The following is a 26224-nucleotide window of genomic DNA, read 5'->3' as shown; positions in this document are numbered from 1 at the left end:
GTAACTGTCGAAATCATCGAACACCCTGGTCTTTGAAGGAAATATGTTATGTGGAAAAACATTACGGGAAGAAAAAAACACAAGATATCGCAAATGAGTTAGGTCGTACACTTTCTGCGATACGCCTACAAGCGAAAAAAGTGGGTGCAAACAATTCCAACAACTCCCTTTGAAGTGGTCAACAAAAATTGGTCACCGTTTTAGAGCTTTCCCAATATAATCGTTCTGATTCATTGGGCGTTAAGCCACCGTTATATTGATGCGGTCTAATCTGACTATAATACCCAATGATGTATCGTGTTATTTCTTGCTGTGCTTCTATAAAATTACGGTAACCTAAAATGGGTACCCATTCTGTCTTTAAACTTCGAAAGAATCGTTCCTCGGCGCATTATCCCAGCAATTACCTCGTCGAGATAAACTTTACTTTATCTGATAACGCCATAATAATTGGCGATATTGACGGCTTGTATAATGACTGCCTTGACCTGAATGAAACAGCATATTTCTTGGCTTACCTCTGGATTCAAAAGCCATTGATAATGCTTTTCCCGTTAGTTGGCTATCGGGTGAAAATGACACCGCCCAACCAACGGGCTTTCGAGCAAATAAATCCATCACAACCGCAAGATATATCCAGCGATTACCTGACCAAATATACGTTACGTCACCTACCCAAACTTGGTTTGGCTCCGTGACCGCAAATTGTCGCCCGAGATGATTCGGTATTTCAACGTGCTCTTGAGTTGATTTTGTATATCGATGCTTCCGCATTTGGCAACTCACCAAACCAGGTTTCTATTGAGACAAACCCGCAGATACCAATGCATCGCAGTAATCGTTTTGGCCATTTCGAGTATAAAGTGCAATACATTTAAGCATTGGAACCATTCGTTCGTTAAAGTTGTTTTCCCATATTTTTTCTTGTTCTATTTTTATGCGTTTTTTGAGGGCATTTAATTCAATGGGGTTTTTAGAGGTATCAGGGTGCTCTAACGCTAGGTTAATATTTTCTTCAATATCGAGTGCTAATAATGCATCGCCACTTTTTTTACATGCCTTATAGGCGTTTTTAGCGATGATATCTTCTCTATTTTTTGTGTTTGAAGCTTGCTTTTTTGTATATTCCGTTAAACAGAGAACCCAACTATCACTGAGAATTTCTGGGCTGTTTTCTATGGCATTCGTTGGGTTTGACCATCCTGAAATCGGCAATATGATACATAAGGCAAGCATCAAATGACGTAAGACCATTCTATTCCTCTTATGTTTATTTTATAAACAGTTAACTTAAAGTTAAACCCTTTCGTCTATGATAATGAGACTCATTTATATTATACTGGCTTTTGAAATTGTTTTTATAAATTTAAAAAGGCCATACCTCGTGAAAATACTTTATTGTTTATTTTTTGTAATGTTAATGTCAGGTTGTACAAATTATAGAGTTAATACAGATAACATCAACATATTGGATAATGATCAATTATGTAAAGCGCTTGGTGAAAATCTAGCACTGGAGCTGCAAGGTTTTGAGCGTACTGACGACATTAAAAGATTAAACAATGAAATAGCACAAAGGGCAGTGACGAGGGCTCTCGATAAGAATAAATGCAATGATATTTCTGAACGTACTAAGGATTATGAATATTCACGAGTAAGATTTGGCTCATCAATGAATAATAATTTCAATTTAATCAATAGTATAAATCTATAGTTTTGCTGAATAAGGATGTGATTATGCATTTGCCAGAGAGATTAAAGCCAATTAAGGTTAGCCGTACAAAACTGAAACAATTAGTTGAATTATTAGAACAAATAACAAATGAAATAGATAGAGGTGCAACAGAGAATGATAAAGTACTTAAATCAATGATGTTGGAATGGAATTCAGGGGTAGCATCACCTTGTGAATTCAGTGATTTTCGTGATTACTCATCGTGGACAAGCGCTAAGGAATTTACACGTACCGCACTAAACCAGACGAAATACCTTGATGATTTGCTTTATGAGGAACTCATCCAGATTTTAGAATTTATTTGCAGTGCCGAAGGTAGTGATTCTGAACAAGATTACGCAATAAATTTACTTGAGATTAATTTTGATGCAAACCCATCGGATCTGATCTACTGGCCAAATGAATGGTTTGGCATTGAAGATGAGGGGCTGGATAATCTGACTGTTGCTGAAATGGCGGGGTATTTAATGGAAAAGGCTGATCGACACTTAGCTAATTCACCCAAAATAAACCTAAAATACTCGATTCCCAAAGCGCTTTAATTCGCATTACTGCGCATTTTTTGACTCTTATCTCTAAAAATTTAGCTTAATTCCCTGTTTTAGGCGAAAAGGTAAGAATGTGCGATCCGTTAGTTTTATTTCCCCCAATGCCTGACATTTGTCAAAAACCTGATAGTATAAATGCTAAGTAAAACTAATAGTTATTAGTGTATCTCAGAATACCGGCATTAAAGGGTATATAAAATAAAAATGAATCGTAAATTCGTATTACCAATGGCGCAGGTAATTGTTTTTTTTACCTCTTTTGAAGCCTTGGCTTTTCAAGAACAGCAATATAACCCAGTTGTGTTCAATATGGCACAGTTGTACGATTTCAACCCGGTGAGAGGAAATATTAAAGAACTGAATACGACTGTTTATAACGATGATAAAACAATCAATTATGAGTCTCAACTAAAAATTGGGCGTGATGGTTGCGTGGAAAGTTTTCGTTTAAATCAGAAAAAAGATGAATATCTAAGTGGCGTTCATAATTATCTTTCTATTACGCGGGTCAAGAATAAGCTTATCGGTACGGATGCTAATGGGCCAGTAGAAATGGCGATAGGCAAAGATTGTAGTATTATTTCAAGGAAAGACACAAATGGTGAATTGATTTATCAATATAACAAGGATGGGTTTATCACAGGTTCAATACTTGCGGACACCAAAGAAAAGTTTGGCGAAAATAATTATAATCGGCATATGCTACCAACTGAAATTAAATACTATAAAGGTAATAGCGTTATTTCAGAGACGTTGCTGACCTATGGTAAAGACTTCACAAAAGCATTTGATCATACAATGGATATTAGAGCATTAGGGCAAACCATCTTATTGGTTGAGTCTAAATGTGATTATGATAGTCGCAATATTGCTTACCAATGTAACTTTATACTTACCTTGAACTCTAATGGTAAAACGGTCAAGCTGGCTAAAAGTAGTAAAACAGAAGCGAAATTTTATTGATTAATAAAAAAAGAGCAACTTACATAAGTGCCTGCATTTTGTTTCTTGCCTGCTTATCTTTATCCGGTTTCATTTTATCAATGAATAAGGTGTCGAGTTTTGAAATTAGTCATGAAGGTGAACGAATAGGGTATAGTATTTTTACACTCTATGATGGCAAAATTTATGCAAATATTCCTAGTAATGGGGAATATGCCATCGAAGAAGCAGATCCTAGTAGCTTTAAAGTACTCACAATAGAAGGTCACCTTCGCGATGCGCAATTTGCTGTTGATGCTAAAAATAGCTATTGCGGTAATAAGATTGTGCCCAAATTTAATCCTAAAACAGCAAAAGTCATTGGTAATGATTATTTTACGGATGGTGAAACGATAATTTATTGTTCATCAATATCACAAGTAAATAATGATCTTTCAGACTTAGAATATTTGTGGCAAACATGGCTATTTGGCTGGGAGTTAGCTGGAAAGCCACCGAGATATTATTACCCCTTAGTGTTATTGCCGAAATCAAATAAAGCGTACCAATTGATTGGGAATAGAGATGTTCTAGATGATGGGAAACAGGTTTATTTCAAAGGGCATGTGATGAGTGGTGCTGATGCTCAAAACTTACGTGCTGTTAATTTTATACGCCTAAATAATACCCTTTGGGAAAGTGCGTTCTTCTTTCATGATGGAAAGTCTGTTTATTATCAGCAAGACAAACTCGCCTTAAAAGATAATGATGATTTATATAGTTTTGATGTAGATAATCTACATGATGAAGCGTACTTATTCTCTCCTCAGTCAGGTGACGTGGCTGTAAATAATTTATTGTTTCCCTCTGAATTCGCACCTTATCAAATTATTAGTCGTCATGGGGCTCATGTGAATCATGCTTTATTTTTATCCGATAATAGCGTGTATTTTTATGATAAGAAAAAAGAGAAAATACGTCGGGCGGGGGATAACCCGTTTCCTGAAACAGGATGCCCTGAAATTTCACCATTAATCTTTTATTGTAATAATAAAACGTATTATGTGGGTAGCTCTGAAAAATGGGGAAGTAACCGTTCTCCTGGGTTGATATCCCGTCGAACAAGCCTTTATCAACTACAAAGTGAAAGTGCAGAGCCTTGGGTAAAAATAGGTAATGTAACAAATCACCACTATGCTGAAGTGTGGCGAAAAGGCTCCCAAACTTATTATTTTGACCGTCTAGGATCTTCGCAGTTGATCTTTCAAACGATGTATAAGATAACAAGTGAAAAAATAGCTAATCGGCTATTAAATGAGCCACTACGACCTAATGATATTCGCCAGATGGTGAAAAATGGCGACTTGCAAGCCGTATCGAATATTGAGATTTTGCATGCAGAAACAAAATATAAAAAAGGGATATTCGATATGTTTACACTCTTTTGGGATGGTGATTAAATTATAAATAAAAGCCAAGTTATATTTCTTGGCTTTTATGTTTAACTACATTTAAATTCAGTAATTATCGCTGGCTTGAAATAAACTTACTGAATACTTTTTCACTAAGCTCAATATTAGTGAGCATGTCGAGATTAAATATTTCATCAGCTTCGTCATTGCTTAGCAAACCTGCCTGTATTGCAGCTTGCTTACAGGTAAGATTATTTTCTGTCGCCAACTTGGTCACTTGCAGGCTTGTTTCATAACCAAATAAGGTATTAATCACCGTCGATAAGCCTAATGATTTTTCTGCCATTTCGCGGCAATGATCTTTGTTAGCTTTAATATCAATAACGACTTTTTCACCTAATATTTTAATTCCTTTACCAAGTAGTTCTACCGAATCAAAAATACTTTTAATAATTACAGAGCTGGTGGAGCTAAGTTCAAGCTCTCCCGCACAGACAGCTGTCGCAATTCCAGCATGGTTAGCAGAAATTTTTTGGCTGATTTGAGTCACCATGTGAGGAATGACAGGGTTTACTTTCCCCGGCATAATTGATGACCCTGGTTGTAGGGCTTTAAGTGTAATTTCACGTAGACCAGCCCGTGGACCTGATGCCATTACGCGAATATCGAGTGCTATTTTTGCTGCGCAAATTGCCAGAGATTGAATATGCGCATGTAGCATGACGTAAGCATCTGCCGTTTGCATCGCATCAAAAAGATTATCACTTTGTTTGATGGTTCGTCCGCACACTAAAGATAAATTATCACATACCGCATTAAAATATCCTGGTTTGCAACCAAGGCCGGTACCTAATATGGTGGCGCCGAGAGGAACGTGCTGCCAATGGTTGCGTTCTTCGGCTAAACGGAGTCGATTTCGCTTGATTTGGCTGTGATAACCAGAAAACTCTTGTCCCATAGTAATTGGAACTGCATCTTGGTATGAAATTCGACCCATTTTGACGACATCATTGAACTCAATACTCTTTTGCAACAAGGGTTCTTCCAAATATGTTGTAGCATCAAGTAAATAGTTGATTTCATCATAGACCGCCAATATTTGGGCAGTTTTGATAACATCGTTTGAAGACTGCCCCATATTTACATGTGTATTTGGGCAAATATCTCCTTTAATGCTGCTTTTCTCCAAAAGATAATTTGCACGGCGCGCTAATACTTCATTCGCAACCATATTGAGGACAGGACCAAACCCGCCTATAGCAGATAACGGGAATTGTTGTGTAAGTTGCCCTGCAATAAGTTCATCACAAGCAGAGATAATGGCATCTGCTTTGTATTTATCCAGCGCCTGAATTTGCTTGTTCGTCATCGCACAGGCTTTTTTAACTTTACCAAGTGCCACTAGCATTTGCGGATATCTTTCAATGGTCATATCGCATAAATGGAGATATTCCATTGCTTTCGTTGTTTCTGGCCCGTAGACGACTTTATCAGAAGAAATTGTTTTATCCTGAGTTATCGTATTGTTATACATAAGAGTTTCCTTGAAATTCATTACTTACAAAGGATTGGTTTAGTTAACGCTTCTGATGTTTTTGTATTTTTCAAACATCGCAACGGTAGAGTTAAGTTCGGTTAATTTTTTGATATCAAATAATTCTTCGGCAACGTCTAGGGGTAAAAGGTTTTCGCGAATAGCCGCTTCTTTACAAGTAATACCTTGTTCGTAAGAAATTTTGGCTATTTTTCCACCAATTTCGTAGCCATATAATGCGCTGACCATGGTCGCCAGTGAAGTTGAACCTTCGGCATATTGTCGACAAACTTCCACATTAGCTTGTATTCCATCAAGACAATGGGTTTTAAATAAATTGATTCCGTTATTTAAAAGCTCCATTGATTCTAATGTGCCCATGTAATTGATCACTGCGGATGGGACGATATCTGTATCGGCAGCAGGAACTGATAAGCTTACCCCCCAATCATTGGCACTGACTTGGTGCATCATTTGGATCATTAACTCAGGAATGGCGGGGTAAATACTGCCTTGCATAATTCCGCAATCACCAGCAATATTTGGCAGAATGAGTTCGTTAAAACCTCCGCGCGGCCCTGATGATAACTGTCTAAAATCATTAGCCATTTTACCAACCATAATGGCGATAGACTTTAAGTAAGCAGAAAGAATTAAGAAGTGATCGGCATTTTGCATTCCATCTATATAGTTTTCGTGAGGGTGCATTTCAAAGCCAACAATATCGCTCATATGTTTATAGACACTGTCAATAAAACCGGGCATGACCCCCATTCCTGTTCCCACAGCAGTGGCACCTAAAATGGCTTGGCGATAGGTGTCTTGATAACCTTCGAGTAATAAGCGATTACGCTTTATTGCGGCATGGTAACCTGAAAATGCTTGGCCAAAAGTTATTGGAAGTGCATCTTGCAAGCTTGTTCTGGCAATTTTCACCACGTCAGCAAAGGCTTCTACCTTGACTTGCAGTGCGCTTTCCAGTCCTTTTAATGTATTGAGTAAGTTACCAATTTCACGATAGATAACGACTGATTCAACGGAAGGGAATATATCGTTAGAGGATTGGCACATATTGACATGTGTATTAGGATGAACTTGGTCATAGCCTTTTTTACCCGTTAGGATCTCATTTGCGCGGTTAGCAATGACTTCATTTACATTCATATTTGCAGAGGTTCCGCACCCCCTAAAGACATTCACAGGAAATTGGCCTGCGAGTTTGCCTGCGGCCATTTCATCGCAAGCCTTTGCGATAGCTTCCGCTTTTTCTGGTGATAATGCTTGAATATCACGGTTTGCAAAGGCACACGCTTTTTTTAACTCTGCGTAAGCTTTTAAGATATTTGGATAATCGTTAAATGTTTTTGGTGAAACGTCAAAGTTTGCTTTACCACGTAATGTTTGGATCCCGTAATAAGCGTGATCAGGGACTTCCATTGTGCCAAGACTGTCTTTTTCTAAGCGCATAATAACTTTCCTATCATTCATTTAATTAATTGATTTTTAAAAAACAAAGTAGCTTATGGCAAAACCCATGAGAATGGCTGTTACTGTTGCGACAAGGCCGGGTAGCATAAAACTATGATTAAGAACGTATTTTCCGATTTTGGTTGTGCCCGTTCTGTCGAATGACATTGCCCCAACTGTGGTTCCCGTTGCAGGGAAGAAAAAGGTGCCGTTAACTGCTGCAAACATGGCAACAAGATAAGGCGCAGGGATATCTAAAGAGAGGCCAAGAGGCATGAGAGCGACAACGGCGGCACCTTGGCTAAATAACATGGCTGCCATCATGAAAAGTGCGACGGCGAATAGCCAAGGGTGGGCTTTTACTATGTCAGCAAAGGTTTCAATGAAAATTCCTTTATGCTCCATAAAGAAGGTATCAGTCATCCAAGCCACCCCAAAAATCGCAATAAATCCAACCATTCCTGCACGGAATGTTGATGCCGCTGCGATTTTTGATGATTTAACACCGCATACCAATACAATCAGTAATGATGTTCCCAGCATTAGCATTTCAATGGTATGTGGAACGCTTAATGTCACGACCTTTCCGCCCGACTCCCATGTTGGGAGTAGTGAGTTAAAGGTGCCGAAAATGACCACTAACAAAATAGCAGCGCCGAATAATAAGACAGAAATTTTTGCAGAACGGCTGATTTCGCTTTTTTCTTTATGAGGAGCTAAAACAATTTCACCTGACGCTAGGCGGCGTTGAAATTCAGGATCATCAGCGAGTTCGAGCCCTCGTTTGTAAACGACTAGAGAGGCGACTAATGTGGCGACGATCCCTGAAGGGATACACACCAATAATATTTGTGTGATTGTAATATCGTGGGAAGCGACGATAGCGAGCATTGCTGCTGTTGCTGCACTCATTGGGCTACTTGTAATACCGAACTTAGCAGCAATTAATGCCGCTGATATCGGGCGTTCAGGTCGAACTTTGGCTTCTAGGGCGACTTCCGCAATTACAGGGTATAACGATAAAGAGACATATGCTGTACCCGCCAAGATTGTAAACAAATAGGCGACAATTGGACCGATGATGGTAATATGATTTGGATTTTTCCGGAGTAACCCTTCTGCTAGGCTTACCAAGTAGTCCATTCCTCCCGCAGCCTGCAATACACTGACAATAGTCACTAATGCAGCAATGATTAATAGTACATCTATCGGGGGTGAGCTGGGTTTAAGATGAAAGATAAATGCTAAGCAGGTCAGCCCAAAACCGCCGGCTATGCCAATGCCTATCCCACTAATTCTAGCTCCAATGACGATGGCGGCAAGAATAATTGCTAGCTGTAACCAAAATGAAACCATACCTACCTCATTTTATTTATACTGAGTTGTATTTTATTTTTATGTACACAAATCGGATACTGAGTTAACCTTCAAGTACAAGTTACATGTATTTTTTGTTAAAGGATGTGATTGAAGTCTAAAAATGAATTTATTGTCGATACGTTGGATAATCTTTTAAAAAAATACAAGCGGATTGCTATTTTCATCACATAAAAAAATTATAATGTACACAATTTGTTGACGGTTTTATTTAGGATGCGGTATGGTGAGATCAGTAAAACTGATTATTTAAGCTTGAGTGGAATACTCAACTGGCGGTTTAACAGGTTAATTAGATTTTAATTTAACTCTCTGAATTGGAGTGAATGTGTCTTTTAATGAAAGGCTTAACAAATTAATTATAGAGCGGAAACTTTCACAAAGTCAGTTTGCGACAGAAACAGGTATTACGCGAGCAAGGCTAAACAACTACATTAAAGGTAGAAGTGAGCCAGGCTATGATATTTTGTTGAAAATGGCTAAAAATTTGCATGTTTCCATTGATTATTTGCTTGGGGCAGAAGAAACATCCACCATCCATACACCTGGACTTCGCAATGGAAAACCGGAGTTTTATCAAGGTGAGGAGCCACCGAAGGATAACGCATATAGTTGGATCCCGCTTTATTCATCTTTGCCGCATATCGCAACACATAAGCATGGACAAAAACCTAAAGGGTGGTTTAAGGCTCAACATGATGATGCGAATAAAGTGACGTTTCAGCGTCCTTATGCGTTGTTAATTGAAGATGACAGCATGCATAGCGAATTGTTAGTGGGTGATATTGTGTTTATTCAACCCGCATTCGTGTCGCATACATTTTTACAAACTGTTCCTTTTAAAGAAATTTTTGCTGTTCGTATGAGTGAAATAGATGAAATTGGATTATCACTGAAGCGCTGCCATGTAAAAGATAACATGCTCATCTGCGTGTCAGATAATCCAAGCTACGAACCTATCGTCCTCGATATGAACCAAACACTTTTTGTCCCACTAGTTGGTTCAATATCTGGAATATGGCGTTCATATGAAGGGCGAAGTTTACAAAATAGCACAGCAAATACTGATAGTTAGTTATTTTGATGGGGAGTGAAGGGGATTTAATGATTACGATTATTGATGCTCAGCAACGTTATTATGTTAATCATGGTTGGAGCCAAGTATATTGTCTTTTTCCTGCGAATTCGACGCACGATCTTGCAAGAACCAGCCAAGATTTGAGCAACTATTTTGGCAATATTTTATTAATAAATGACTACACGATCGCACCGAATTGTGGTTATGACATGCATCCACATCAAAATTTAGAACAAATTTTTATTGTGATAAAGGGCGAGCTAACCCATAAAGACAGTCTGAATAATCATTTAGTGTTGACTGATAATAGTGTGCAGCGCATCACTGCGGGTTCAGGTTACGCACGTTCAAATCATAACTATACAGATACACCCGCGAGGTATCTTGGTATTTGGTTTATGCCTAAAAAGCAAAATGCTGAGCCTCAACACGAAGTGAGAAACTATCCCCCAAAACTTTGGAGTGAAACGTTTTACCCTGTTGCAAGTGATACCCCTAAAAACCAGTCAATGGAAGATTTTCCAACGATTATATTCAATGCGGGGGCATCGGTTTACCGTGTTAAAGTTAAAGAAAAAGCCTTAAATTTCACTATTGAAGCCCATCAGAAAGCACTTTTGTATGTGACAGATGGCAGTATCACTTGCCAAGGGCAGAGTATGCCAATGGGAAGCCATGCTCGCATTTTAGGTAAAGAGAAAATTCAACTGCAATCTACTGACTATGGCGAGTGTGTTTTTATTGTGATTAGTGAAGAACGTTAATTTTCGATATAAATTTGTAATTTAAAGGTTGAGTAAGACGGTATAAATGATGAATGCCGTCTTTTATTTTTCAATAGCTTGTCATTTATTCATCATGCTTTAGAGACATTTCTGTCATTATTCTGTCATCCGCGAGTTATATTTCTGTCATTCCCCACTGGTACATTCTATCTCGAACATAAACTGCGTGATTTCGCACATTTGATGCAAGTCTCAGCGTAATTCAACAGAAAGCGAGATAAATAGAATGACACCGTTACAACATTCAGCGTTAGCGACAGTATTCAGTTTATTGTTTGCTGGCCAAGCCATCGCCGCTACCGAAATTCCATTCTGGCATTCCATGGAAGGGGAACTTGGTGAAGAGGTTAATGCGTTAGCCACTGAGTTTAATAAAACACACCCAGATTATAAAATTATGCCTGTATATAAAGGCAATTATGAGCAAAGCCTTGCGGCGGGTATTGCTGCTTTTCGTTCAGGCAATGCCCCTGCGATTTTGCAGGTTTATGAAGTTGGCACGGCAACGATGATGGCATCTAAGGCGATTAAGCCAGTTTATGAAGTTTTCCAAGATGCAGGTATTGCATTTGATGAGTCTCAGTTTGTGCCAACCGTTTCGGGTTATTACAGTGATGCAAAAACAGGGCATCTGCTATCCCAGCCGTTTAATAGCTCAACGCCTGTTTTGTATTACAACAAAGAAGCCTTCAAAAAAGCAGGCTTAAATCCAGATGAGCCGCCAAAAACATGGCAAGATATGGCGGCTTATACGGCAAAGCTACGTGAGTCTGGTATGAAATGTGGTTATGCCAGTGGCTGGCAAGGTTGGATCCAAATTGAAAACTTTAGTGCTTGGCATGGTAAACCTATTGCGTCAAAAAATAATGGGTTTGATGGGGTAGATGCTGTTTTAGAATTTAATCAGCCAACACAAGTTAAGCATATCGCTTTGTTGCAAGAAATGAATAAAAAAGGCGATTTCAGCTACTTAGGCCGTAAAGATGAATCCACAGAAAAATTCTACAACGGCGATTGTGCCATCATTACCGCTTCTTCAGGCTCACTCGCGAATATTCGCAAGCATGCCAAATTTGATTTTGGTGTTGGCATGATGCCTTATGACGCCGAAGTGGAGGGAGCACCGCAAAATGCCATTATCGGTGGAGCCAGTTTATGGGTGATGGCAGGAAAAGACCCTGCAACATATAAAGGGGTTGCCGAGTTTATGCAGTTCTTAGCTAAACCTGAAAATGCAGCTCAGTGGCACCAAAAAACGGGTTATTTGCCGATAACAACGGCAGCTTATAATTTAAGCCGTGAATCGGGTTATTATGATAAAAACCCAGGTGCAGATATTGCGACTCGCCAGATGCTAAATAAGCCTCCTTTGGCCTACACCAAAGGCTTGCGTTTAGGGAATATGCCTCAAATTCGTACCATTGTAGATGAAGAATTAGAATCGGTTTGGTCAGGGAAAAAAACGCCCCAACAGGCTTTAGATACCGCAGTTGACCGAGGTAATCAATTATTACGCCGCTTTGAAAAATCAACGCAGCAATAACTGACAGACACTATTGCCTCTTTATTCAAGGAGAGGCAATTATGCAACTTAACCGAGTGTTTTTATGTCTTCTTCACGACCTGTTTTTCGTTCAAGTTGGCTTCCTTATGCCCTTGTTCTACCTCAGCTATTGATTACCATTATCTTTTTTATTTGGCCAGCAATTCAAGCATTATGGTATTCACTGCAAAATATTGATCCATTTGGTTTTTCGAGTGAATTTGTTGGACTAGATAACTTCATTCAGTTATTCCAAGATAGCTATTACCTTGATTCATTTTATACCACGATGGTGTTTAGTGGATTAGTTGCAGGGTGTGGGTTGCTTGTATCATTGTTTTTTGCCGCCTTGGTAGATTATGTCATTCGAGGTAGTCGTTTTTATCAAACATTGATGTTATTACCCTATGCAGTAGCTCCAGCTATTGCCGCTGTTTTATGGATGTTTTTATTCAGCCCAGGTCGAGGGTTAATCACCTATGCATTAGAGTCAATAGGATATGATTGGAACTATGCTCAGCACAGTGGGCAAGCAATGTTTTTGGTCGTTCTCGCTTCTGTTTGGAAGCAAATCAGTTACAACTTTTTGTTTTTCTTTGCCGCTTTACAATCCATTCCGCGTTCTTTGATGGAAGCTGCCGCTATTGATGGCGCAGGGCCTATTCGTCGTTTTTTCAGTGTTTCATTACCTTTGATTACACCCGTAAGTTTCTTTTTATTAGTCGTCAATTTGGTATACGCCTTTTTTGACACATTTCCGATTATTGATGCGGCAACGGGGGGCGGACCAATCCAAGCCACAACGACATTGATTTATAAGATATATAGAGAAGGCTTCTCAGGATTAGATTTATCATCCTCTGCGGCTCAATCTGTCATTTTAATGTTATTAGTGGTGATTTTAACCATTATTCAATTTCGTTTTATTGAACGTAAGGTGCGTTATCAATGATTGAACAGCGCCAAGGGTTAACGATTTTTAGCCATATCATGCTTATTTTAGGCACGGTAGTTATTTTATTCCCACTTTATGTGGCCTTTGTTGCTGCTACTTTAGATAACCAAGCCGTATTTGAATCACCGATTACGCTGATCCCCGGTAGCCATTTGTGGGATAACTTAAGCTATATTTGGAACCATGGGGTGGCAGCGAACAGTGCGCCTTTTTGGGTGATGTTAGCGAATAGTACATTGATGGCTTTGGTGATCACTATCGGAAAAATTACCGTTTCAATGTTATCTGCTTTTGCCATTGTTTGGTTCCGTTTCCCATTTCGTAACCTGTTTTTTTGGATGATTTTTATTACATTAATGCTTCCTGTAGAGGTGCGTATTTTTCCTACAATAGACGTGATTTCTAACTTGAATATGTTTGATAGCTATTCAGGCCTAACGTTGCCACTCATGGCCTCTGCCACTGCCACTTTTTTATTTCGTCAGTTTTTTATGACGCTCCCCGATGAACTTATGGAAGCGGCTCGTATTGATGGTGCAACACCGATGCGCTTTTTCTTCGATATTGTATTGCCGCTCTCAAAAACGAATCTTGCGGCTTTATTTGTGATCACCTTTATTTATGGTTGGAATCAATACCTATGGCCTTTATTGATTATTACTGACCTTGACTTAGGGACGGCGGTTGCAGGAATAAAGGGCATGATTGCTTCGGGAGAAGGCACGACACAATGGAACCAAGTTATGGCAGCAATGCTGCTGACATTAATTCCACCTGTAATTATTGTTTTAGTCATGCAAAGAGCATTTGTGCATGGCTTGGTTGATAGCGAGAAATAAGTTATGGCAGAGTTAAAATTACAAGCCGTTAGCAAAAGTTGGGATGGTAAAACCCAAGTCATCAAGCCATTAACTGTTGATGTCGCAGATGGCGAGTTTATTGTGATGGTTGGTCCATCTGGTTGTGGAAAATCAACGCTACTGCGCATGGTTGCAGGTCTTGAGCGAGTTACCAGCGGTGATATTTGGATTAACCAGCAACGAGTGACAAATTTAGAACCTAAAGAACGCGGCATCGCAATGGTCTTTCAAAATTATGCACTGTACCCACATATGAGTGTTGAAGAAAACATGGCTTGGGGTTTAAAAATCAGAGGATTAGGTAAAGAACAAATTCGCAAAAAAGTTGAAGAGGCTGCCCGTATATTAGAACTAGATGGTTTGTTGCAACGTCGACCACGTGAATTGTCAGGTGGACAGCGCCAACGTGTTGCCATGGGGCGTGCAATAGTGCGCGACCCAGCGGTGTTTTTATTTGATGAGCCACTCTCTAACTTAGATGCTAAATTACGTGTACAAATGCGACTAGAACTACAACATCTTCATCAAAGGCTTAAAACAACCAGTTTGTATGTAACACACGACCAAGTAGAGGCGATGACATTGGCTCAACGCGTGATGGTGATGAATAAGGGTGTTGTGGAGCAAATTGGTACGCCTATTGAGGTTTATGAGAAGCCAGCGAGTCGTTTTGTGGCTAGTTTTATCGGCTCACCAGCCATGAACCTATTTGAGGGCAAGGTTAGCGAGGATGGGGCGTTTTTTACATTTAGTTCAGGGGGGACGATACCGCTGAATCGCCAATATTTACAGTGGGCTGGGAGTACGATAACGTTAGGGATACGGCCTGAGCATATAGAATGGGTTTCGAAAACAGCGGAAGGAATACCGCTGGTGGTCGAAAATCTTGAAATGCTTGGCGCAGATAATTTAGTGCATGGGCGCATTGCCTCACAAAAAGTGGTTGTTCGCCTTAGTCACGAATTTCGTCCACCGGTAGGGACGGTTCTGAATCTCAGTTTTCCAGATGACCACCTACATTTTTTCGATAGCCAACAGGGATACCGTTTATGAGTAATTGGCCTTACCCGCATATTGTCGCACACCGCGGTGGCGGTAAGCTTGCTCCTGAAAATACCTTAGCCGCAATTGATGTTGGTGCGCGCTTTGGGCATACAATGATTGAGTTTGATGCAAAGCTCTCCATCGATGGGCAAATTTTTCTGTTGCACGACGATACACTAGAAAGAACGAGTGATGGTGCTGGCATTGCTGGGCAACTGAGCTGGGAGCAATTACTCACTATTGATGCAGGAAGTTGGTATAGCCCCGAGTTTGCAGGTGAGCACTTACCTTCTCTTGAGCAAGTTGCAGAGCGTTGCCGGCAATATGGCATGATGGTGAATATCGAGATTAAGCCAACAACAGGCCTAGAAATTGAGACAGGCACGTTGGTTTCATTGGCAGCTCGGGAGCTTTGGACTGGGCAAACGGCACCATTATTATCGTCATTTTCAATAGAGTCGTTAGAAGCGGCGCAAAAAACGGTACCTGAGTTACCAAGAGGCTTGTTACTTGATGAGTGGCGCGATGATTGGCAACAATTAACAACAAAACTGGGCTGTGTTTCTATTCATTTAAACCATCAACTTCTAGATAGTTCGCGTGTGAAAATACTCAAACAGGCGGGTTTACGCATTTTAGTTTATACCGTGAATGATCCTGTTCGCGCTACTCAGCTTTTACAGTGGGGGGTCGATGCCATTTGTACGGATTGTATTGATGTGATTGGGCCTAATTTTGTGTAGTTCTATTATTGGAATAGCCCCCGAGTTTGGGGCTATTCAGGTTAGTTTTCCACTAATAATAAACTTTTTCGGATGGTCGAAAGGGATTTAATTTGCTTACCATTGCAGTGGTTAGTATCTGATAACCAAGCTTGTAATGCTTCGTTTACCATTGGCCATTCATTATCAATAATAGAAAACCAATCGGTATCTCGATTTCGCCCCTTCGTCACAAGCGCATTTCGAAATCGCCCTTCATAGTGAAACCCTAAACGTAATGCAGCTTGGTGGGACGGGTTATTTAGGCTATTACATTTCCATTCATAGCGTCTATAACCCAATGAATTAAAGATGTATTGCATTAATAACCAATGGGCTTCGGTTGACATAATTGTGCCACTAAGCAAGCTGGAAAAATGAACATGACCGACTTCAACAACTCCATTGTTTGCATCTATTCTCATTAATGAAAATACGCCAATAGCAGTGTCATTTTGCTTATTAATAATAGTAAAAAACAAGGGATCGTTTTTCTGTGAAGCGTCAAGAACCCAATTTTTATATTGTTCGAAATTTTGCGGTGCTTCATCGGATAGCCAAGTCCAACTGCGTTTGTCTGGAGACTGAGAAAAAGATTGATACAGGGCTTTCGCGTGTGAAGCATTAAGGGGTTCGATTCGACAATGCTTACCATTTAGTTGAATTCGTTGAGGCAATTGGCGGGGGGACCAATTTGGAATTAGCCGACCAACAGGCTGACCAAATTCATTTTCTATTTGCATAAACAGGATACCTTTAAAAAACACAATAACATTAATATAGGTGAATTGTGGTTTGATAAAAGCGCCACTTTTTATAAATATAAAGGTACCAGTTTAAATAAAAACATTTTCTTACGCTTAAAATTTCAGCTTTGATTTAACAATGCTTATACTAAACTAAATTTTACGTCTTATTAAACACAGGGATTGAAATGAAAAAAATAGGATTTTTATTAGCCACGGTAATGGTTTTAGTCGGATGCCAAGCACCTAACTCCACACTAGTGTATGACTGTGATATTGACCAGTCAATTAATCAAATATCACGAGACAGAAATGGTAATTTAACATTTGAAACTGCAGCACCAAAAGCAAGAGTGTATATGTTTGATAACTCAATCAACATTCTTGATTTTGAACTTGGTGAATACAAAGGCTATCAATTAGAAAAAAGCGACGTAACACGTAAAATAACAACAATAAAAGATTTTGATGTAACACTAAATAAAGGTGATTTTTTTCATGAAGATCAGCGTATTGTAGAAATTATTTCGCCTTCACAGAAAACGATTACGGTATTCTGGCTTAATTATAAAACGGGAAGGACAAAGTCAGTACAATTTCTAACTCAATGTGAAAAAAAATATATTGTTGTACCAGAGCGTCGGGGACATAGCTCTGATGATGGCCATACACATGATAATAAAAAGGATAATCCTCTATTCAAAGTAAGTGGCTAAGTGTGGCCTAAAAACTATTTCAAATCATATAGTAATATGATTTAAGGAATTTGTTTTAGTTAGCCGTTATCATATGTATTAATATCATAGAAATGCTTTTATGATTTACGGTATTATTTGTAAGTCTTTTGGCGTGGTGGTTGAAAAAATATAACGCTAAAGTTTATCATTCAAATAATTAATAATGACTAAGGACGTAATATGACTATTTCTGCAAGAAATCAACTTACAGGTGTTGTTGAGTCTGTTGTTGTGGGTTCTGTCAATGATGAAGTTATTTTAGATTTAGGCAATGGAGAGAGCATTGCGGCAATCATCACGAAAAACAGTACTAAACAGTTAGGATTAGAAAAAGGTAAACAAGCTGTTGCTGTAATTAAAGCGCCTTGGGTTGTCCTTGTTTCTGATGCGCAAGAGTACCAGTTCTCTGCGCGTAACCAATTTAGTGGTAAAGTCGAATCTATTGAGAAAGGCAGTGTAAACTCAGTTGTGAACTTAAAAACTGATGCAGGAACATTATTATCAGCTGTGGTTACAAATAATAGCACAGCTGAAATGGGTCTTGCGGTAAACAGTCAAGTGACTGCGATTATTAAAGCTTCCGCAGTGATTTTGGCCACTAAAAAGTAATCGTCTTTATTTTAGATTAGGGCTGCTTTTGGTGTAATGTTTGGTAGCTAAGGTATTTGGAATGCCGCAACATACATCGTTGCGGCTTTTTTATTATTGCATTACAGGCAATAGGTTAGAAAAATTTCCTTATTTTTCATGTGATTTATAACAGTTCAACTACACCTTTTTGTCCGTCAACCCGGACGCGTTGGCCATTTTGTAGTGTATTCATCACTCTGCGGATACCCATTACTGCGGGTAGGCTGAGCTCTCGGGCTGTAACCGCGCCATGGGATAATGGACCACCACTTTCAGTAATGATACCGCTAGCACGATAAAATAGCGCAGTCCATGCAGGGTTAGTTGTACGAGCGACAAGGATTGCACCTTGTGGGAATAGGGAGAAATCTTCGGCTCCATGTACTAAGAATACCTCGCCTTCAATGACCCCCGCACTACCTGCTAAGCCCTTCAATAGGGTGCTGTTATCATCAACTTCTTCAATCGCTTCACCATAAATCCATTGTGGCGTTGTGGCTTTTGCTTCTAGATAAGCCACTTTATTGGTGTAAACATGTTGACGCAATTCGCTGAATGCTGACGTACTTTCTTGTTGTACAGCATCTGTTAATTGCTGCTCTTTCGCAAAATAGATATCAGACGGAGTATCCAGTACCCCACGGATCACTAATCGTTCACCAAGGGCATGCAAGCCTCGTCGCATGGGGAGTGCTAATCGTGTGGTTTGGTAATGTTCTAAATCATCAAGTGCAGTGTAAACTCGCGCAAGTCGGATGAGTTCTTGCATAAAATAGCGTAATTCTTCCGGTGATTTAGAAATCACATCGAATTCAATTTTTGATTGTTCTATTTTTTTGCTTAGTCCACTATCGTTTTTTTCATCATTTTCAATATCGGACATAGCACTGATTTGTGTCAATACGATATGTGGGGCGTCTAACCATGTTGGGTGATAGGCATCAAAATCCATTTCACGATGTCCATGATTGACTAAGAAAGTTGTTAATTTTGCAAAAAAATCTGGATATTCAGACTGCAACGTCTGCATTATCGTATCTGGTTCAAACTGTTTAAGCTGCGCAAATAAACTTGGCATTTGGCGTGTTAGACGTGAAAGTGTCCAAAGTTCTTGGTTTACTTGCCCTGTTTTGGTATCCGACATGGCTATTAGGCTGTCTAAAGTTTTATGTGCTAACTGTTCATCCCCTTTATGGAACATTTTCAGTAGCGCAATAAGGGCAGCATAAAGTGAGCGTTGTGTCAGTGAAATAGCGATATTCGGCAAGAAGTAATCGGATCCTAATTTATTAATGCGTTGTACATAATCCCATAACTCGCTGAGTTTTTTCTCTTGTAGCGGCTCATGATTAAGCGCACCGATACCTATCAAATAAGTATCGAGGTCACGCATCCATGTAATCGGAAGTTCTTGAACCCAAGCAAATTTACGAGCTATTTCAGGTAAAGAAGATAACAGCGTAGGGAGATCGCTCATCATCGATGTCGGTAAGCGGTTATGGTACAAAGTCACCGCGTTTTGGTTACCATAGATGTAATAATCCTTCATGGTAAACCATTTACCATTAAATGAAGGTAACCCCATTAAATTTAAGCTGTAGTTCAATGAAGCATGAAAGCCTGCTTCGCACATATCCCAAGTGAGTGGAGTGATTGGGTTAGGAAAACGTTCTGCTGATTCCTCTCGAGTCCACACGGGGGCAATTTGAGTCACATTTCGAGACTGTAATAACCAAAGTTGGTTATCATGAAATGCCCACTCAATATCCTGAGGGAAGTCAAAATATTGCTCTGCGCGTACAGCAAGTTCGGCAACAGCTTGGCACTGCTTAGCCGTTAATGAACTCTGTGTTTTTGCGGACAGGGTTAACTTTATTATGTCCGTTGATTCAGCCGTCATGACGATGGCACGCCGCTTATCTGCAATCTCTTGGTGGCAAATTTGCATAGAGCCGCGGTCAACTTGATATTCATCGACAGGCTCTTCACCGCCAACCACCGTTTCACCAAGCCCAAATGCGGCATTGATCAAAATTGAAGATAAATTACCACGTACAGGATCGATTGAAAATGCAACTCCAGCTGCTTCATTTTCGCGAACATCGACCATGCGTTGTAATACAACAGCCATTGAAACAAGGTGATGAGGTAAGTGTAAGTGTTGACGGTAAAGCATCACATGGGTGTGCCACAAAGAAGCGTAACACTGGCGGATAGCATTTTGCAATGCATCAAGACTGCGAACACCTAAAATAGTGTCATGTTGGCCAGCAAATGCAGCACCTGGCATATCTTCTAATGTACCAGAGGAGCGCACGGCAAGAGGCACATGAGTAAGTTGGTTCTTATGTAGATGTTCAGCTAATAAATGAATTAAGTTTTCAGGTAATGGGGCATCTAGTAACAATTGGCGGATTGCGTTACTGGCATCTTGTTCATGACCCGCATGTTGGGCAAGGTAGGCGGTGATTTGAGGTAGTAAAGGAGAAATAAATTGCTTATAGGCTTCGCATGACAAGATAAGCCCATCAGGCACGGGGAGTGCTTGAATTGTTTTGGATAGGCTTGCGCCTTTTCCTCCACTAATTGAGATGTCCGCGGCAGTAATATCTTTAATATTATAAATTAGTTCCATCTTTTACCTTCTTGATTCTTAAATATGAAATTTAAAACGAAGATTGAGAGCACCGCACCGAGGAGCACATCAATACCATAGTGATAATGCAGATATAGGGTTGCGATGATTAAGCCTAGTGCTAAAGGGGTTAAGCACAATGCTATTTTCCGGTAGCCTGATTTGTATAAAAAACCAATAATAAACAGCGTGATCCCGCTATGTAAGCTTGGGAAAACGTCCATGCCAGTTATTCCTTTATCAACAATTTCGGTTAGAAAAAGTGTCATTGCCCCATTGTGAACGGGGTAGGTAAATAACTCGGGGTAAGCAAAATAGGGACCTGCGGCGGGCAAAGTAAAATAACCAATAAATCCAAAGAAGTACATCAGCATTAAACCCATAAAATAGCGTGTTGCGACAGGAATATTTCGCTGTAAAAAGAAAAATAGCGCACTGCCGATGATCAGAAAATAGAAACTGAAATAGCAAAAAGAGACCAATTCACTGAGCCATGGCGTGTGCAGCATAATTGCTCGTTCAGGTAAACTTTTGCCCAACCATAAAAAGCGGTCGATGTTATATAGGAGGCTATCCGCGCTCCAAGTATAAAAGTGAATGCGAATTGCTTTAAATAGAGGGAAAATTGACCAGCAGGCAATGAGTTGCAACAATCCTAGCCAATAAAATCGTGTAGAATTTTGCTTGGAACGTAGCGTAATAAAAATCAATAATAGCCATGAGAAACCGCCAGCAATGATCGACGGCATCAGCACCTCCGCCAATTCAGAACGGTAAACGCCATAGCTACCTAGTAATAAAATCAATAAAAGCTGCAAAGCAAAAAGTATATTAAACAGGCGTGAGAAATTCCGTTTTATCATAGTGATGAGCCATTTTTTTCAATGATTTTATAACCTATAAAAGCACTGATAAGTGATGGAAGTAATATGGTTGGCCAACAAAGCGTGAAAATCAATAAGATAGGTAGCCAAAGAAGGCCTGCAATGCTTCCTCCTAGTATTTTGAAAAAAGAGACAGTATTGCGGGCATCTGCTCGTGATGCGGCGAACTTAGCGGCAAGTAGTATAGGAAGGAAAACAAACATTAAGCAAAAACCGAGCCATCGCCAAGCCTCTGTGTTGCTGGTTGATTGTATTTTATGACATAACATTGAGTCTGGGTTTTGCTGATAATCTAAAAATGCGCTCGCATAAGATTGTCCATTTTGCAGTGACTGATAAGCATATTGCTCTGCTTGTTGAAACATGTCTTCATTTTGACAATTGACTGAAACCGCATTCAGTTCTTGGGAAAATTGTTCATGAATACGTTTTTCCCAATCACGACCAGATTCATCATCTAATTTGCTGACAATAGAAATGGGATTACCGACATAAATTTCAGCATGGCTAGCGAATCTGTCTGGCATGACATAAAACAACCCCAGAGGTATGACATTAAATTCAATGTTTTCTTCTAGAAGTGTTCGAGCTATCCTCGCAGCACCACGTTGATAAGGTAGTGGCTTATAGCCCCATTCACTGCTTCCTTCTGGAAATAACGAAAGGTCACCACCATTTCTGAGATGTGCGACTCCGGCATCAACCGGGTTTTCAAAACTATTGGCGGTGATTGAGAATCGTTCTTTATCTTTTTTTCTAACTACCGGAATACCTGTAAAAAACAGCCGCATAATAGGGCTATTTAATAGCTGAATAGATGCTAGAGCTTGAGAGAGAGGTGCTATTTTCAGCGGTAGATAGCCATCAAAAGCGCTATTGCGGTGGCTACATAAATAGAGTGTTGGTTTCCCGTTAGCAGGGGAAGCCGTATGGTTGACAAGAGTACAGTTAGGGTAATAGACAGTGCGGATCACTGAAGATATGAATCGATAATAAAGTGGTAATGGTGTGCCTGCGGTGATTATTGCGTTCTTATTCATAAGTCACTCGTTGATTCAATGTGGCAATATCAAAAGCCAAAATCTGTAAATTAGGAATATGACTGACTAAGCCTCGATGGGTACGAGCCTGATTGATATAGGCATAGTTTTGACCGAAAGGTGGTTGCTCAGGGGCTTGAATAATGGCGTCATGCCAACCTTCTAACAAACCTTCGATGGGAAGATGATCATCACCTTTTGTGAGTGCGATATCGGCAAGATGAGGAAACTCTTTTTGAATCAATAGGGCATCCGTATAGAGTTGCTCATTATCATATATTGCCTGTTTGACGGTGATATGGTTATTGCTTAAAAACCAAGTTTGCGCAATAGCGATTTCATTTGGTGTACGCCTAGCAACGTATTGGCTAAAGTTTTTTGCTTGAGCAAGGTTATCGGCTAATTTTTCTTGTACACGTGTTCGTAGTGCAGGGTTTTGTGTCGTTGTGGTCTGGTATGGGCCAATATGAAACTCTTTCCAGCAATTTTCATCATAAACATCAAAATCTAAAATTGGTTTACCTTGCTTATCTATAATTTTGGCAAAGGCAGGCAATAATTGAAAGGCACTTGGGCAGCTGGCAATTTCATCTGCGGTAAAACCATAAAAAAATTTTCCCGCAGGGTAATACCCTGAATTGATTAGATGCAAAGATTGGAACGTTCCCTGCCAGGGGGGGCCAAATGCATACCATTTGGTAATACTGTCGCGTTCATGTTGGCTAGCAGATTGTAAATAATAGCGAATGGCACTGTTTGATGATGAGTGAGCAATCAAGATAATTTTTTGTTTTTGTCCATGGGTTTGTTTTATTTGATTGATTTTATTTGATAATTCTTGTGCGAGAAGGCGATTGTCTGCGCGCCAGTCATGGCCTAAAAAGAATAAATCAATGCCATCTCGATAGTTAAGAGCCGTTTCGAGTACTTGCTTAAGTGGTGCTGTAATTAAGCTATCGACGATACCGGGGATAATCGAAAAACGGTGTAATTGGGATGCTTCAATATTTGACGCGCTGTCAACATATTCATAATTATTTTTGTGAATAAGGCTGTTGTAATCTCCCCAGATAAGACGTTTATTTTCAATATCATATAGCTTACTACCTAAAATTCCAGGTAAGTAAATAATCGGGATATTTGGTTCTTTGCTGATAAGCTTTGCGTGGCGGATATGTTTAGCAATAACCTTTGCTTTAATCTTGACGTATCCCCAATTGAAAGGCATTTTTGATTCCCAGTAACAATAATATTACTTGGAATCTAACCTAACTCAAATTAAATTGCATTAATATAATTCTCATTTCTTGAATTTTGATTTATTAATGCAATGATTTGTGGTGACTTTTACATGACAAAATATCTAAACTTGATATGTGATTAAGAGTTGCTCTGTATTGAGGATCTTAATTTGTTTACCTTTTTGTTCGATCAACTTATCACTGACGAGTTTAGATAGAGTACGGTTTAATTGCCGCACTGATACCCCAAGCATTGCAGCTAAAGAATCACGATTTTCTAGCTTAAAGCTCTCGCCATGTTGCTTTTCAACAAAAGCGAGATAGCGCCTTAATTTATATTCAACAGAGTAGGATGCACTTGAGTGTAATAGTGATGCGTTATACAGCTTTTGGCTAAGGTGCTGGCAGATGAACTGCAGAAATAATGGAGAGTAAATTTCTTTTTTCCGGATCATGGATAAGGGTAATGTAAGTAAGTCTGAATCTGTAACGGCTTGAATAGTATTATAGATACGGTCACTTTCATTGTTATTTTGAAAAAGTTCCAAATCACCAATAATAGAAAATGCATTTTCAAATGAAAAAATCACTTTGTTGCCATTTGTCTCATAACGTTCAACTTGTAGTTTTCCTTGAACGAGAAAATAAAGGTGATTGATTTGGCTGTCTTGAAATATTAAATATTCTTTGGCTTTTACGCGGATAAGCGTTGCTTTTTCGAGAGTTTCATCAGAAATAATATCATTAAGTTTATGATAAGCAATAAAATCTTCACATTTTTCCGTAGAGTTTACTCTTCTCATTTTAATTGCCACTTATACTTAAAATTATTGATGGATCATACTTAGATATTGCTCTTTAAAAAAGGACATATGTCCTTTTTTAAAGAGCAATAGCCCAGCCAACTTGTTTGAGAATAACGTGTAGAGTATTAACATTAAGCCCTATTTAAGCTTATCAAGCATGTTTAATCTAGAGCCTAGACATAGAGGGGATTTGTCACTCTTTTCTATTATATGTAATACCATTCAAACCCCAATGATGGGTAATTTCCCTTATAATTAATAAAAAAGCACTGAACTCACTAGTCGTTGGCAATTTTGTTGAATGAAGTGGGCTTCCATTAATCACATTCACTAATTCATTAAAAGCCATTTCTATTTTTTCAGTAGCGAGAAAGTTACCTGAGATATTTTTATTCTCAATGAGCTGGTTTAATTTACTATCATTACTGAAAAGTAAGATTTCACCATCAGGAAGCTGTTTTTTTGCTGGAATAATCGCATTTTCGACATGTTCAATTGCCATTTCAGCCTCATAAGCTGTAATAGGAGAGTGTTGGAAGCTAAAACCATTAAAATATTTAAGACCAATCGGTAAGCTTATTTTAGTTGAGAGGTAAGATAAAGTGGTTTCGCTGTCTTTAATTTCTAATTGAATATGATTTTTCATTGCGGCCTCATACTATATGATGATTTCATCATGCTACGCTGGTTAGTTTTATCTGTACAGTGTATGAATAATCTTTGCGTTTTGTCATTAGTGTTTATTTATAATCAGTTACAATAAAAAAAGAAAAATGAGGGTAATATTTTATATCATTTAGTTTTATGTTAAGGATAGGATTTTATGGTAACAATCATTTATGCGCATCCATGGAGCGGAAGTTTTTGCCACTTTCTACTTGAAACGATAGAAAAAGAATTAGTTCTTAAGAAGAAAGAGTACCAACTTATCGATTTGCATGCAGATAACTTCAACCCTGTTTTAACAGAGGCTGAACTTGCGTTATACGCAAAAGGCGACTTTATTGATCCTTTAGTGGGCAAATACCAAGAAACACTAAAAGTCAGCTCTGAGGTAATTGTTATTTTCCCTGTTTGGTGGATGGGAATGCCTGCTATTTTAAAAGGTTTCTTTGATAAAGTGATGTTAAATGACTTTGCTTGGTATTATAACGAACAACAACAGAAGCTATTACCACTGTTAGATATCAATAAAACGACAGTTGTGACAACGTCTGAGGAGCCCACTGATTTCATCATCAAAGAAGGTGATCCAGTAAGTGATGCCATTTTTCATTGCATGACAGCAGTAGGGCTTAAAAATGGTAAATGGATGAATTGCGACCGTGTAACTCAAGGTGGTAATGATCACCGGTTAAAATTTATTGCATCATTATTGAATGAAATTTAATCTATAGCCGCCAGTGTGAGATAAACAAAATATAATGCAATTATAAAAATTATTGCATTATATTTTAAAGTTACACTATTTTTGCAATATAACAA

At 39.0% G+C, this 26224-nt stretch carries 26 protein-coding genes and 1 pseudogene; 15 read left to right on the top strand and 12 right to left on the bottom strand.

Translation table 11 applies throughout. From position 1 onward, the window contains the following. Positions 1–50 precede the first annotated feature (50 nt). The gene (locus AC4IFO_RS15225; protein ID WP_490735600.1) at positions 51–173 is read left to right on the top strand and encodes a hypothetical protein; all 123 of its coding nucleotides are present in this window, start codon (positions 51–53) and stop codon (positions 171–173) included. A gap of 5 nt (positions 174–178) precedes the next feature. On the opposite strand, the pseudogene AC4IFO_RS15220 reads toward AC4IFO_RS15225, so the two are convergent. Beyond that, positions 179–792: pseudogene (locus tag AC4IFO_RS15220) on the bottom strand (IS3 family transposase); the annotation flags it as partial. A 6-nt stretch (positions 793–798) separates the two neighbouring features. Beyond that, positions 799–1254, bottom strand: coding sequence for a hypothetical protein (locus AC4IFO_RS15215; protein ID WP_490735598.1), 456 nt, complete (start codon positions 1252–1254; stop codon positions 799–801). A gap of 130 nt (positions 1255–1384) precedes the next feature. Between AC4IFO_RS15215 and AC4IFO_RS15210 the strand changes: the two genes are divergently transcribed. The 4 genes from AC4IFO_RS15210 (at position 1385) to AC4IFO_RS15195 (ending at position 4664) form a co-directional block, all read left to right on the top strand. Next, a complete protein-coding gene (locus AC4IFO_RS15210) occupies positions 1385–1714 on the top strand; it encodes a hypothetical protein (protein ID WP_490735596.1) in 330 nt (109 codons plus the stop codon). 23 nt (positions 1715–1737) lie between these two features. Beyond that, positions 1738–2277 (top strand): hypothetical protein, encoded by a 540-nt coding sequence (locus tag AC4IFO_RS15205; RefSeq protein ID WP_490735594.1) that lies wholly within the window; start codon positions 1738–1740, stop codon positions 2275–2277. A 210-nt stretch (positions 2278–2487) separates the two neighbouring features. Beyond that, positions 2488–3246, top strand: a complete 759-nt coding sequence (locus tag AC4IFO_RS15200) for a YnfC family lipoprotein (protein ID WP_490735592.1) — start codon at positions 2488–2490, stop codon at positions 3244–3246. Next, entirely contained in the window at positions 3243–4664 is a 1422-nt protein-coding gene (locus AC4IFO_RS15195) for a DKNYY domain-containing protein (protein ID WP_490735590.1), read from the top strand. The genes AC4IFO_RS15200 and AC4IFO_RS15195 overlap by 4 nt, the downstream gene beginning before the upstream one ends. 64 nt (positions 4665–4728) lie before the next feature. On the opposite strand, the gene AC4IFO_RS15190 is transcribed toward AC4IFO_RS15195, so the two are convergent. Genes AC4IFO_RS15190 through AC4IFO_RS15180 form a run of 3 tightly spaced genes read right to left on the bottom strand, consistent with a single transcriptional unit; the run spans position 4729 to position 8973 of the window. Next, positions 4729–6150 carry a lyase family protein gene (locus AC4IFO_RS15190; RefSeq protein ID WP_490735588.1) on the bottom strand — a complete coding sequence of 474 codons (1422 nt, stop codon included), beginning with the start codon at positions 6148–6150 and terminating at the stop codon, positions 4729–4731. 39 nt (positions 6151–6189) lie between these two features. Further along, positions 6190–7617, bottom strand: a complete 1428-nt coding sequence (locus AC4IFO_RS15185) for an aspartate ammonia-lyase (protein ID WP_490735586.1) — start codon at positions 7615–7617, stop codon at positions 6190–6192. A gap of 36 nt (positions 7618–7653) precedes the next feature. Then, complete coding sequence (locus tag AC4IFO_RS15180) at positions 7654–8973, bottom strand: anaerobic C4-dicarboxylate transporter family protein (RefSeq protein WP_349415301.1); 1320 nt, start codon at positions 8971–8973, stop codon at positions 7654–7656. A gap of 349 nt (positions 8974–9322) precedes the next feature. Between AC4IFO_RS15180 and AC4IFO_RS15175 the strand changes: the two genes are divergently transcribed. From AC4IFO_RS15175 to ugpQ, 7 genes are all read left to right on the top strand, one after another. Continuing rightward, a complete protein-coding gene (locus tag AC4IFO_RS15175; protein WP_490735583.1) occupies positions 9323–10069 on the top strand; it encodes an XRE family transcriptional regulator in 747 nt (248 codons plus the stop codon). A 29-nt stretch (positions 10070–10098) separates the two neighbouring features. Further along, a complete protein-coding gene (locus tag AC4IFO_RS15170) occupies positions 10099–10836 on the top strand; it encodes a pirin family protein (RefSeq protein WP_375083602.1) in 738 nt (245 codons plus the stop codon). A 247-nt stretch (positions 10837–11083) separates the two neighbouring features. Then, positions 11084–12400: a sn-glycerol-3-phosphate ABC transporter substrate-binding protein UgpB gene (ugpB, locus tag AC4IFO_RS15165; protein ID WP_490735580.1), complete on the top strand. Its 1317-nt coding sequence runs from the start codon at positions 11084–11086 to the stop codon at positions 12398–12400. Positions 12401–12464: 64 nt separating this feature from the next. After that, the gene (ugpA, locus tag AC4IFO_RS15160; RefSeq protein ID WP_490735578.1) at positions 12465–13352 is read left to right on the top strand and encodes a sn-glycerol-3-phosphate ABC transporter permease UgpA; all 888 of its coding nucleotides are present in this window, start codon (positions 12465–12467) and stop codon (positions 13350–13352) included. Further along, on the top strand, positions 13349–14194 hold the full coding sequence (ugpE, locus tag AC4IFO_RS15155) for a sn-glycerol-3-phosphate ABC transporter permease UgpE (RefSeq protein ID WP_490735576.1): 846 nt from the start codon (positions 13349–13351) through the stop codon (positions 14192–14194). Before ugpA ends, ugpE begins: the two co-directional genes overlap by 4 nt. 3 nt (positions 14195–14197) lie before the next feature. After that, the gene (locus tag AC4IFO_RS15150) at positions 14198–15268 is read left to right on the top strand and encodes a sn-glycerol-3-phosphate import ATP-binding protein UgpC (protein WP_490735574.1); all 1071 of its coding nucleotides are present in this window, start codon (positions 14198–14200) and stop codon (positions 15266–15268) included. Next, the gene (ugpQ, locus tag AC4IFO_RS15145) at positions 15265–16002 is read left to right on the top strand and encodes a glycerophosphodiester phosphodiesterase (RefSeq protein ID WP_490735572.1); all 738 of its coding nucleotides are present in this window, start codon (positions 15265–15267) and stop codon (positions 16000–16002) included. Before AC4IFO_RS15150 ends, ugpQ begins: the two co-directional genes overlap by 4 nt. Before the next feature lie 41 nt (positions 16003–16043). Here the strand turns inward: ugpQ and AC4IFO_RS15140 are convergent, their stop codons facing one another. Beyond that, complete coding sequence (locus tag AC4IFO_RS15140) at positions 16044–16763, bottom strand: GNAT family N-acetyltransferase (protein ID WP_490735570.1); 720 nt, start codon at positions 16761–16763, stop codon at positions 16044–16046. A gap of 191 nt (positions 16764–16954) precedes the next feature. Here AC4IFO_RS15140 and AC4IFO_RS15135 point away from each other — a divergent pair, with 191 nt between their 5' ends. Further along, positions 16955–17482: a hypothetical protein gene (locus AC4IFO_RS15135; RefSeq protein WP_490735568.1), complete on the top strand. Its 528-nt coding sequence runs from the start codon at positions 16955–16957 to the stop codon at positions 17480–17482. A gap of 201 nt (positions 17483–17683) precedes the next feature. Further along, entirely contained in the window at positions 17684–18112 is a 429-nt protein-coding gene (locus AC4IFO_RS15130) for a TOBE domain-containing protein (RefSeq protein WP_490735566.1), read from the top strand. Positions 18113–18257: 145 nt separating this feature from the next. Here AC4IFO_RS15130 and AC4IFO_RS15125 read toward each other — a convergent pair whose 3' ends face one another. The 6 genes from AC4IFO_RS15125 to AC4IFO_RS15100 form a co-directional block, all read right to left on the bottom strand. Beyond that, positions 18258–20768 (bottom strand): PEP/pyruvate-binding domain-containing protein, encoded by a 2511-nt coding sequence (locus tag AC4IFO_RS15125; protein ID WP_490735564.1) that lies wholly within the window; start codon positions 20766–20768, stop codon positions 18258–18260. Next, positions 20759–21631, bottom strand: a complete 873-nt coding sequence (locus AC4IFO_RS15120) for a phosphatase PAP2 family protein (protein WP_490735562.1) — start codon at positions 21629–21631, stop codon at positions 20759–20761. The genes AC4IFO_RS15125 and AC4IFO_RS15120 overlap by 10 nt, the downstream gene beginning before the upstream one ends. After that, on the bottom strand, positions 21628–22692 hold the full coding sequence (locus AC4IFO_RS15115; RefSeq protein ID WP_490735560.1) for a lysophospholipid acyltransferase family protein: 1065 nt from the start codon (positions 22690–22692) through the stop codon (positions 21628–21630). Before AC4IFO_RS15115 ends, AC4IFO_RS15120 begins: the two co-directional genes overlap by 4 nt. Continuing rightward, the gene (locus tag AC4IFO_RS15110) at positions 22685–23920 is read right to left on the bottom strand and encodes an esterase/lipase family protein (protein WP_490735558.1); all 1236 of its coding nucleotides are present in this window, start codon (positions 23918–23920) and stop codon (positions 22685–22687) included. Before AC4IFO_RS15110 ends, AC4IFO_RS15115 begins: the two co-directional genes overlap by 8 nt. 135 nt (positions 23921–24055) lie before the next feature. Next, on the bottom strand, positions 24056–24748 hold the full coding sequence (locus tag AC4IFO_RS15105; RefSeq protein ID WP_490735556.1) for a Crp/Fnr family transcriptional regulator: 693 nt from the start codon (positions 24746–24748) through the stop codon (positions 24056–24058). Positions 24749–24932: 184 nt separating this feature from the next. Then, positions 24933–25385, bottom strand: a complete 453-nt coding sequence (locus tag AC4IFO_RS15100) for a hypothetical protein (protein WP_490735555.1) — start codon at positions 25383–25385, stop codon at positions 24933–24935. Between the two features lie 177 nt (positions 25386–25562). On the opposite strand from AC4IFO_RS15100, the gene AC4IFO_RS15095 reads away from it, so the two are divergent. After that, on the top strand, positions 25563–26129 hold the full coding sequence (locus AC4IFO_RS15095) for an NAD(P)H-dependent oxidoreductase (RefSeq protein WP_490735553.1): 567 nt from the start codon (positions 25563–25565) through the stop codon (positions 26127–26129). The last annotated feature ends 95 nt before the right edge of the window (positions 26130–26224 follow it).

The organism is Providencia sp. UF-224 (genome assembly GCF_058245955.1).
Note: the sequence above shows the minus strand (reverse complement) of the source record. Positions and strands in the feature narration are given on the sequence as shown.